Raw genomic sequence first — 9,188 nt, forward strand, 5'->3', positions numbered from 1 at the left:
AGCCAGGCGTGGGAGGCCGTTCTAGAGGCTGCTGGGCGTGCGGCGGGTGAGATTGCGCAGCTTGCGCAGGGCCTTGAGTTCCACCTGGCGCACCCGTTCGCGCGACACATCCAGTTGGCGGCCGATCTCCGCCAGGGTGTGACGCTCACAACCCTCAAGCCCGAAGCGCAGCTGCAGCACGTGGCGCTCCTGCTCCCCCAGTTGGTTCAGCCACTGCTCGAGCTGTTCCTGGTTGAGACCCCGCTCAACCCGGTCGAGGGGCTCCTCCTCGCTGGAATCGGCGATCAGATCGCCCAGAAAGCTCCGGCCCTCGTCGCCGTTCACCGGAGCGTCCAGGCTGGAGGTGGTGAGGGACTGGCGCAACAGGCCATCGAGTTCATCGAGGGGCATGGCCATCGCCTCGGCGATCTCCTGGCGGCTGGGCATGGCCCCGAGCTTGTGGGCCAGCTCCAGGCTCACCTTGCGGATCGCACTCAACCGCTCACTGAGGTGCACCGGCAGGCGGATCGTGCGCGACTGGCAGGCGATGGCCCGGGTCATGCTCTGGCGAATCCACCAGAAGGCATAGGTGGAAAACTTGTAACCGCGGGTGGGATCGAACTTCTCGACGGCCCGCTCCAGGCCCAGGGATCCCTCCTGAATCAGATCGAGCAGTTCCAGACCCTTGCCCTGGTATTTCTTGGCCACGCTCACCACGAGGCGAAGATTCGCCTTCATCATGCGTTGCTTGGAGCGCTGGCCCACCCGCACCAGCTTTTTGTCGTGGTCGGAATAGCTGGCCGGATCACTCTCCAGCAGCCGCATCAAGACCTGCACCTGGTTGCCCAGCTCGATTTCCTCCGCCGGGGTCAGCAGGGGCTCACGACCGATGCTGGCCAGATACCAACTGATCGGATCACTGCTGCGCCTGCGGCTGTGGTCACTGGCCCTTTGGGTGGTGGCGTTCATCAGGACAGCCAGTGGAGGAATAAGACTATCCACGCCACATGGGGTGATCCGGTGTCATTTCAGTAACCCTTTAGGTTTTGCTTGCAAAAGCACACGGTTGTTGTGGCCGAACTCACACCGTCAGGTTTCTGCTGCTGCCCAGGAGGGTTCGCCCTGGCCACCTGGCGCCGGATCGAAGCCCGCCAGGGCTGAGGCGATCGCCATCGGTGTGCAGTGGCCGGGGCCAGCGCCTGCGCGCACCTCCAGGCCCGCCTGGGCGTGGGCCAGGGCGGCAGCCGCCAGCAAGGCTGGGTCGGCCTGTCCGCTGGCGGCCATGGCCTGGGCCCCCAGCCCGGCGCAGTAGCCCGCCAGCACGTCCCCAAGGCCGGCGCGGGCCGCCCGGGGCTCAGCCTCGCCCAGCTGCCAGAGGCGCCCATCGGCGGCGGCCACCACGCTGCGGGCTCCCTTCAGTACCAGGCCCACGCCCGCCTCGCCGGCGGCCCGTCCAGCTGCCTCCTGAGGTGGCAGCGCCGACCACTGGGGGAAGAGGCGCTCGAACTCCGCCCCATGGGGGGTGAGCCAGGTGGGGCCCTGGCGATCGCCCAGCCAGGCCGCCGCGCTGCAGCCCAGGCCCGGCGCCACCGCCAGGGCCAGACGGTTGAGCCCGTCGGCATCAAGCACGAGCAGGCCGGGCAAGCGCTGCAGCCGCTGCCACACCTCCAACTCGCGGGCGTCACCGAGGGAAGGCTGCGGTTGGCTCCCCAGCCCGGGCCCCAGCAGCAGGGCATCCAGGCGTTCCAGGGCGGTGGCGGGAAGGTCGGCCAGGCGGAGGTGGCCCGCCGGGTCACAGCCGAGCTCAGCGCTCACCACCACGTGGGGCGCCCTGGCTACAAGCTGCGCCCCCACGCCGGCCGTTCCGGCCAGGCGCACACTGCCGCAGCCGCTGGCGCTGGCCCCCGCCACCGCCAGGTGCGCGGCGCCCTGGAAGCGGGCGCTGCCGGCCAGCAGCAGCAGCCGGCCCCGGCCGTACTTGCCCGCCGCCGCTTCGACCCTGGGCCAGGGGGCACTGGCCAGGTCGTCGGCAGCCAGCAGCAGCGGCGGGCTTGCGGGCAGGGCGTCCAGCGCCTGGCGGGCCAGCCCCAGGTCGATGCGCTCCAGCCGGCCCACCCAGGCCAGGGCCGCATCCTGCACCAGGCCCTGCTTGATCAGCCCCACGGTGCAGGTGTGGATGGCCCTCGCCGCCACGGCACCGAGGCAGCGCCCCGTGTCGCTGCTCAGTCCGGTGGGCACATCCAGGGCCACCAGAGCCCCGGGGGCCTGCTGCTGCCGACGCTCCAGCAGGGTTTCGAGCTCGGTGCCTGGAGGCCGGCTCTGGTTGAGGCCCAGCAGGGCATCAATCCAGAGGCTGGCCGCGGCGGGATCCGGCGGACCGGCCAGGGCGGGGATGCCCAGCCAGTGGGCATGGCGGCGGTGGGCGGCGGTGAGGGGTTTGCAGCGCTCAAAGGGGCACCACAGCTGCACGGCGATGCCGGCCAGGTGGAGTTCCCGGGCCACCACCAGCCCATCGCCGCCGTTGTGGCCAGGCCCCACCAGCACCAGGGCCCCGCAGGCCCTCAGCCGGGGCTCGTGCCGTTGCAGCAGCCGCTGGCTGAGGGCCAGGCCGGCCTTCTCCATCAGCGCCTCCACCGGCAGGCCGCTCTCGAACAGACGGGTTTCCACGGCGGCCATCTGGGCGCCGCTCACCAGGAGGTGCTCGGCGTCACGGGCCGGCCAGGGGGTGGGGCTGGGGGGCACGGCAGGCGATGGGGCGTCGCTTCATGATGGGAGCAACGACGACTTCCGCCCCGCCTTGCTGAGCTCCGCCCCTGCCGCCACCGAGCCCGGTGCCGCCACTCAGGCCGATGCTGCCATGCAAGCCAGTGCTGCCACGCAAGCCGGTGCCCAGGCCCTGGAGCGCCTGCGGACCTGGCCCGGCGAGCACCGCGTGGCCGTGGGGCTCTCCGGCGGGGTGGACAGCTCCCTCACCGCGGCCCTGCTGGTGGAGGCGGGCTGGCAGGTGGAGGGGCTCACCCTGTGGCTGATGAGCGGCAAGGGGGCCTGCTGCGCTGAGGGGCTGGTGGATGCCGCCGGCCTCTGTGAGCAGCTGGGGGTGCCCCACCACGTGGTGGATTCCCGCGAGCAGTTCCGCGCCCAGATCGTTGATTTTCTGGTGGAGGGCTATGCCGCCGGGGTGACGCCCCTGCCCTGCTCCCGCTGCAACCGCGAGGTGAAATTCGGCCCGATGCTCGCCTGGGCCCGGGAGCAGCGCGGCCTGGAGCGCCTGGCCACGGGCCACTACGCCCGCGTCCGCCCGGCCAGCGGTGGCGGCCGTGAGCAGCTGCTGCGCGGTCTGGATCGCCACAAGGACCAGAGCTACTTCCTCTACGACCTTTCCCAGGAGGTGCTCTGCCGGCTGGTGTTTCCCCTCGGTGAACTCACCAAACCCGACACCCGCCTGGAGGCCGAGCACCACGGCCTGCGCACCGCCGCCAAGCCCGAGAGCCAGGACCTCTGCCTGGCCGACCACCACGGCTCGATGCGGGCCTTCCTGGATGCCTACCTGCCGCCGCGCCAGGGCGAGATCGTGCTGGGAGACGGCCGGGTGCTGGGCCACCACGACGGCCTGGAGCACTTCACCATCGGCCAGCGCAAGGGGCTGGGGGTGGCCTGGAGCGAGCCGCTGCATGTGGTGCGTCTTGATGGCGCCCTGAACCGGGTGGTGGTGGCCCCCCGCTCCGAGGCGGCCCGCCCCGACTGTGTGGTGGGCGCGGTGAACTGGGTGTCGATCGAGCCGCCCCAGCAACCGCTGGAGGTGGAGGTGCAGGTGCGCTACCGCAGCGCCCCGGAGCCGGCCCTGCTCACCCCCCTGGAGCCCACCGAGGCCGATGGGGCAGCGGGCCGGCCTTACCGGGTGCAGCTGCGTTTCGCCGAGGACCAGTTCTCCATCACCCCGGGCCAGGCCGCGGTGTTCTATGCCGGTGACGTGCTGCTCGGTGGCGGGCTGATCCAGGCTTCCCCCAACTGAGCTCGCCTCACCAGCCCTCTCTTCGCCAGCCCTCTCCTCACCAGTAGGGATCGCTGGCCAGTTCCACCGTGAGCGAGCCCGTGCGGCTGGGCGGCACCGTGGCGATGCAGGCCCGCACCACCCGGCCGTTCACCTCGATTTCGCAGGCGCCGCAGCTTCCCCCCAGGCAGCCCGTGGGGATGGTCACGCCGGCCTGCTCGGCCGCCACCAGCCAGGAGCTGCCGCTGGCCACCTGGCTGGTGTGTCCGTTGGGCCAGTGCAGGCAAACCGGAGTGGCACGCATCAGGGGTGAAGCAGGGGGGCGAGGTTCACGTGGGCCTCGAAGGCATCGGCCAGGCGATCGAGCAGGGCGTCGCGTTGCTGGGCGTGGTCGCACTGATGTTCGCTCAGCTGGGGCAGCCCCCGGCGCCGGCGCAGCTGGTTGAGCCAGCGTCGCCGCCAGGGGCCGCTGTCGAACACCCCATGCAGGTAGGTGCCCGCCACGCTGCCGCCCTGCTCTCCGATCGGCCGCCACCATCCCAGGCCGGCCTCAGCGGCCAGCGGAGCTGTGGCGGCCACGCTCTCTGACCCCTCGCCTGCCAGACCGCCGCCCAGCAGCTCGGTGTGGCCGCGGTGAAGCTCGAAGCCGCGCAGCTCCAGGGGGGATCCGGGTGGCCAGAGGGCTGGGCAGTGCCGCTGGCGCAGGGCCTTGCCGGCGCCATAGACGGTGCGCAGCGGCAGCAGGCCAAAACCCGTCTGATCAGCCCCAGCGTTTCCGATCCCTTCCCCCTCCAGGCCGCTGGGATCGCCCAGCTGCCGCCCCAGCATCTGCAGACCGCCGCAGAGGCCGAACAGGTGGCCGCCGCTGCTCACGTAGGCCGCCAGCCGCTCCCCCCAGCCGTGACGCCGCAGCACCGCCAGATCCCGCAGGGTCTGCTTGCTGCCGGGCAGGATCAGGGCATCGGGCTGGCCGAGCCCCTCGCCGGGCCGGATCCAGCGCAGTTGCAGGCTGGGCTCGGCCTCAAGGGGGTCGAGGTCGGAGAAGTTGCTGAGCGAGGGCAGCCGCAGCACGGCGATCTCCAGCTCGGCCCGGCCCTTGCTACCGCGACGCTCCAGCAGATCAAGGGAGTCTTCCGGGGGAAACAGCTCATCCAGCCAGGGCATCACCCCCAGCACGGGCACGCCGGTGTGCTCCTGCAGCCAGGTTCTGCCGGCGTCAAAGAGTTCGCGCCGGCCCCGAAAGCGGTTGATCAACAGCCCCCGGATGAGGGGGCGCTGCACCGGCGTGAGCAGCTGCAGGGTGCCCACCAGCTGGGCAAACACCCCGCCCCGTTCGATGTCCGCCACCAGCAGGCAGCGGGTCCGCAGGAACTGGGCCAGCCGCAGGTTCGTGAGGTCGCGGGCCTGCAGGTTCACCTCCACGGGGCTGCCGGCCCCCTCCAGCACCAGCCGGCCGCCGGGATGGCTGGTCTGCAGGGCGTCCAACCCCTCCCGGATGGCGGCCCAGCCGGGGCGAAACCAGTCGCGGTAGTAGTGCTCGGCCCGGGCCGTGCCCACCGAGCGGCCCAGGTGAATCACCTCGCTGGTGCTGTCGCCCTGGGGCTTGAGCAGCACGGGATTCATGCTGCAGTGGGGCTCCAGCCCCGCCGCCCAGGCCTGCAGCGCCTGGGAGTAGGCCATCTCACCGCCGCCGCCATCCACCCAGGCGTTGTTGCTCATGTTCTGACCCTTGAAGGGCAGCGGCTGCTCGCCGCGGCGGCGCAGCACCCGGCAGAGGGCGGCCGTCATCAGCGACTTGCCGGCGCCGCTGCTGGTGCCCAGCACCATCCAAGGTCTGGGCATGAGGGCCGGATCCCTCACAGGCGCGGCCGGCTGCGCCGCAGCTGGTGCTGCAGGTGCTCCACCAGGGGCGCCGTGGGAATCTCCCCGGGCCACTGGTTCAGCAGGTCGCGCCCCATGGGCGTGAGGCGCACCCGCTCGGTGAGCCCCTGGCCATCCACCTCCCGCCGCAGCACCCCCACCTGGATCAGCCAGATCCAGTGGGCCTCCACCTGCTCGCTGCCCAGGCTGCGGTTGCAGTGCTGGCTGGCATCGGGGCGGCGGCAGAAGGCGCCGCTGCTGAGCGGGGTGGCGGCCACCAGCTCATAGAAGCGGCGCCGGAACGGCAGGCAGCGCATCGCCTGGGAGGCCCGGGCCCAGGAGCGGGCCTGGAGGTGAGGCTGTCCTTTCATGGGGCGATTCTCTCTGACCTGACGGCCCAGATGCTGGTGCTCGCCTCCGCCTCCCCGGCCCGTCGTCGCCTGTTGCAGCAGGCGGGCATTCCCCACAGGGTGCAGGTGAGCGGGGTGGAGGAGGAAGCGTTTGCGGATTCCGATCCCCTGGAGCTGGTGCGCCAGCTGGCTCAGGCCAAGGCGGAAGCTGTCGCCGCCCAGCTGACGGCTGCCTCGTCCTCGCCGGCGCAGCGGTTTGGTGTGCTGGGCTGTGACTCGCTGCTGGTGTTCGCGGGGGAGACCTTCGGCAAGCCCCGCGATGCCGAGCAAGCCACCGCCCGCTGGCGCCGCATGGGCGGCCAATGGGCGGAGCTGCACACCGGCCACTGCCTGACGGCCCCGCAGGGGCCGCCCTTGCAGGCGGTGGTGACCACCCGGGTGCAGTTTGCCGCCGTGGACGAAGCGGCCATCGTCGCCTATGTGGCCACTGGAGAGCCGCTGCAATGCGCTGGGGGTTTTGCCCTTGAGGGACGGGGCGGGCTGCTGGTGGAGCGGATCGAAGGCTGTTACAGCAACGTGATCGGCCTCAGCCTGCCCCTGCTGCGCCGCTGGCTCCAGGACGCCCGCTTCAGCGATCGCTGAACAGCTCGCCGATGCCGTCGCTGGAACTGCGACCGCGCCTCAGGCCGCGGTTCTCGCGGGTGGCCACCAGGGTGAGATTGCGCCAGCGGAACACCCCTGTGTAGCCGTGGTCGATGAAGGTCACTGGCGAGGTTCCGGTGGCATCGCGCACTTCCAGACGTCCGCTGCGGTCGCTGAAGTTGAAGCGCCGTCCATCCGGCTGGGTCACCACGTAGCGGGTGACGCCGTTGCTGCGCTCCACCAGGCGCAGGGAGCAGTCGCCGTCGTGCAGCAGGCGGGAACCTTCTGCCAGGGTGCAGCGGCCCTGGTAGGTGGTCACCTCCCGGTCATTGCGCGACACCCTGCCGAACAGCACGCGGGTCAGCTCCCGCTCGACCTGACGGCGGTCTGAGCCACGCTCCCAGCAGGTTTCGGCGCGCAGGCTGCAGAGGCTGCCGTTGGTGAGCTGGAACTCCTGGGGAGCGGGCCGGCCGATCAGGGAGGTCTGCAGGCGCCGGGCGGCCTGGCTGCCGAACTGGCGGCGGGTCTCATCCAGGGAGATGCCTTCGCTGCTGAAGCAGGTCTGGGCGCGTTGATCGCAGATCACCCCAGCCTCCGGGCTGGAGAGCCCGCGAGGCATGGCCGCCACCGGGCCGGCGCTGGCCAGCAAGCCGACCCCCGCGCTGGCGGCAATGGCGGCGCTGGTGCTGAGGCGAAGGGTGAGGGATCGCATGGTCATGGCAGGGAACAGGGTGAGGAGAGGCGCTGCGGCGGGACCCGCCGCCAACGCATCACCGCAACGTATCGGCCGGGTGTGTGCCAGCCATGACGGCCTGGAGCGGAGTTCTGACCAGATCGGTCTGGGCGCAAAAAAGCCCCCGCCAAGGGCGGGGGCAAACGGCTTGCGCCGACGCAGAGGACTGAGGGGGTCAGTCGAGGTCGGGCATGGCCAGGGTGGGCTCGGCCTGACGGTCGATGCCCTTCTCGAAACCGGCAGCGGCGGCGCGGGCGCGGCCGGCATGCCAGAGGTGACCCACCAGGAAGAAGAAGGCCAGCACGAATTGCGTGGAGGCCAACCACTGGCGGATGTTCACGAAGTTCACCGAGTTGGGCTCGGTGATGATGCCGCCCACGGAGTTGAGGGAGGCGTTGGGGGCGTGGGTCATGTATTCAGCGGCTCGGCGAACCTGCCAGGGCTGAATGTCGTTCTGGAGCTTGTCGAGGCTGAGGCCGTTGGGGCCGCGCAGCGGCTCCAGCCAGGGGCCACGGAAATCCCAGAAGCGCATGGTTTCACCACCGAAGATGATCTCGCCGGTGGGGGAGCGCATCAGGTATTTGCCCAGACCGGTGGGCCCCATGGCCGAACCGATGTTGGCGCCGAGGCGCTGGTCACGCACCAGGAAGGTGAAGCTCTGGGCCTGGGAGGACTCGGCGTTGGTGGGGCCGTAGAACTCGGAGGGGTAGGCGGTGTTGTTGAACCAGATGAACGCCGAGCAGATGAAGCTCATGAAGCTCAGGGCGCCCAGGCTGTAGCTCAGGTAGGCCTCACCGTTCCAGATGAAGGCGCGACGTACCCAGCCGAAGGGCTTGGTGATCACGTGCCAGATGCCACCGAAGATGCAGATCAGGCCCAGCCAGATATGGCCGCCGATGATGTCCTCCATGGAATCCACACCGATGATCCAGCCCTCGCCGCCGAAGGGGGCGCGGGTGAGGTAGCCGAAGATCACACCCGGATTCAGGGTGGGGTTGGTGATCATGCGCACGTCGCCGCCACCGGGAGCCCAGGTGTCGTAGACGCCGCCGAAGAACATGGCCTTGAACACCAGCAGCAGCGCACCCACTCCCAGCAGGATCAGGTGGTAGCCGATGATGTTGGTCATCTGGTTCTTGTCGCGCCAGTCCTGGGAGAAGAAGGAGGAGTAGTTCTCCAGAATCTCAGGGCCGCGCAGGGCGTGATACAGACCGCCGACGCCGAGCACGGCAGAGCTGATCAGGTGGAGCACGCCCACCACAAAGAACGGATAGAGGTTGGTGACCTCACCACCGGGACCGACGCCGTAGCCGAGCGTGGCCACGTGGGGCATGCAGATCAGCCCCTGCTCGTACATGGGCTTGTCGAAGGTGAAGTGGCTCACCTCAAACAGCATCATGGCTCCGGCCCAGAACACCATCAGGCCAGCGTGGGCCACGTGGGCGCCGAGCAGGCGACCGGAGAGATTGATCAGGCGGGCGTTACCCGCCCACCAGGCGTAACCGGTGGAGTCGAGGTCCTTGCCCCCGACACCCACCAGCCCGGAATTAAAGGGCGTTTCCACGGGGCAGTACCTCTTCAGGGAAGACGAAGTTTTCATGCGGCTGGTCAGCCGGCGCCATCCAGGCGCGGA

The 9,188-nt window shown here is 70.2% G+C and carries 9 protein-coding genes; 2 read left to right on the top strand and 7 right to left on the bottom strand.

All coding sequences use genetic code 11. The features are described from left to right. Positions 1-21: 21 nt before the first annotated feature. Positions 22-948 (bottom strand): sigma-70 family RNA polymerase sigma factor, encoded by a 927-nt coding sequence (locus ACWJIO_RS05635; protein ID WP_480311933.1) that lies wholly within the window; start codon positions 946-948, stop codon positions 22-24. A gap of 120 nt (positions 949-1,068) precedes the next feature. Continuing rightward, positions 1,069-2,721, bottom strand: coding sequence for an NAD(P)H-hydrate epimerase (locus ACWJIO_RS05640; RefSeq protein ID WP_480311935.1), 1,653 nt, complete (start codon positions 2,719-2,721; stop codon positions 1,069-1,071). 115 nt (positions 2,722-2,836) lie between these two features. Between ACWJIO_RS05640 and mnmA the strand changes: the two genes are divergently transcribed. Continuing rightward, on the top strand, positions 2,837-3,991 hold the full coding sequence (gene mnmA, locus ACWJIO_RS05645; RefSeq protein WP_480311987.1) for a tRNA 2-thiouridine(34) synthase MnmA: 1,155 nt from the start codon (positions 2,837-2,839) through the stop codon (positions 3,989-3,991). A gap of 37 nt (positions 3,992-4,028) precedes the next feature. Here mnmA and ACWJIO_RS05650 read toward each other — a convergent pair whose 3' ends face one another. From ACWJIO_RS05650 to ACWJIO_RS05660, 3 genes are read right to left on the bottom strand one after another with little or no spacing between them, the layout of a single operon-like run. After that, complete coding sequence (locus ACWJIO_RS05650) at positions 4,029-4,274, bottom strand: 2Fe-2S iron-sulfur cluster-binding protein (protein ID WP_480311936.1); 246 nt, start codon at positions 4,272-4,274, stop codon at positions 4,029-4,031. Further along, entirely contained in the window at positions 4,274-5,797 is a 1,524-nt protein-coding gene (locus ACWJIO_RS05655) for a cobyric acid synthase (protein ID WP_480311937.1), read from the bottom strand. The genes ACWJIO_RS05650 and ACWJIO_RS05655 overlap by 1 nt, the downstream gene beginning before the upstream one ends. 29 nt (positions 5,798-5,826) lie before the next feature. After that, on the bottom strand, positions 5,827-6,201 hold the full coding sequence (locus tag ACWJIO_RS05660; RefSeq protein ID WP_480311939.1) for an Npun_F0494 family protein: 375 nt from the start codon (positions 6,199-6,201) through the stop codon (positions 5,827-5,829). A 30-nt stretch (positions 6,202-6,231) separates the two neighbouring features. Here ACWJIO_RS05660 and ACWJIO_RS05665 point away from each other — a divergent pair, with 30 nt between their 5' ends. Next, positions 6,232-6,822 (top strand): nucleoside triphosphate pyrophosphatase, encoded by a 591-nt coding sequence (locus ACWJIO_RS05665; RefSeq protein WP_480311989.1) that lies wholly within the window; start codon positions 6,232-6,234, stop codon positions 6,820-6,822. On the opposite strand, the gene ACWJIO_RS05670 is transcribed toward ACWJIO_RS05665, so the two are convergent. Continuing rightward, the gene (locus ACWJIO_RS05670; protein ID WP_480311941.1) at positions 6,809-7,540 is read right to left on the bottom strand and encodes a YcgJ family protein; all 732 of its coding nucleotides are present in this window, start codon (positions 7,538-7,540) and stop codon (positions 6,809-6,811) included. The two genes, ACWJIO_RS05665 and ACWJIO_RS05670, sit on opposite strands and share 14 nt — an antisense overlap. A 190-nt stretch (positions 7,541-7,730) precedes the next feature. Beyond that, entirely contained in the window at positions 7,731-9,119 is a 1,389-nt protein-coding gene (psbC, locus tag ACWJIO_RS05675; protein ID WP_480311942.1) for a photosystem II reaction center protein CP43, read from the bottom strand. Between the last annotated feature and the right edge of the window lie 69 nt (positions 9,120-9,188).

It is taken from the genome of Paraciimarium castrense LEGE 11436 (genome assembly GCF_056633055.1).

Coding starts and splice junctions, on each gene's coding strand:
- ACWJIO_RS05665 (WP_480311989.1), top strand. CDS start 6,232: ATGCTGGTGCTCGCCTCCGCCTCCCCGGCCCGTCGTCGCCTGTTGCAG.
- mnmA (WP_480311987.1), top strand. CDS start 2,837: ATGCAAGCCAGTGCTGCCACGCAAGCCGGTGCCCAGGCCCTGGAGCGC.
- ACWJIO_RS05655 (WP_480311937.1), bottom strand. CDS start 5,797: ATGGTGCTGGGCACCAGCAGCGGCGCCGGCAAGTCGCTGATGACGGCC.
- ACWJIO_RS05650 (WP_480311936.1), bottom strand. CDS start 4,274: ATGCGTGCCACTCCGGTTTGCCTGCACTGGCCCAACGGACACACCAGC.
- ACWJIO_RS05670 (WP_480311941.1), bottom strand. CDS start 7,540: ATGACCATGCGATCCCTCACCCTTCGCCTCAGCACCAGCGCCGCCATT.
- ACWJIO_RS05660 (WP_480311939.1), bottom strand. CDS start 6,201: ATGAAAGGACAGCCTCACCTCCAGGCCCGCTCCTGGGCCCGGGCCTCC.
- ACWJIO_RS05635 (WP_480311933.1), bottom strand. CDS start 948: ATGAACGCCACCACCCAAAGGGCCAGTGACCACAGCCGCAGGCGCAGC.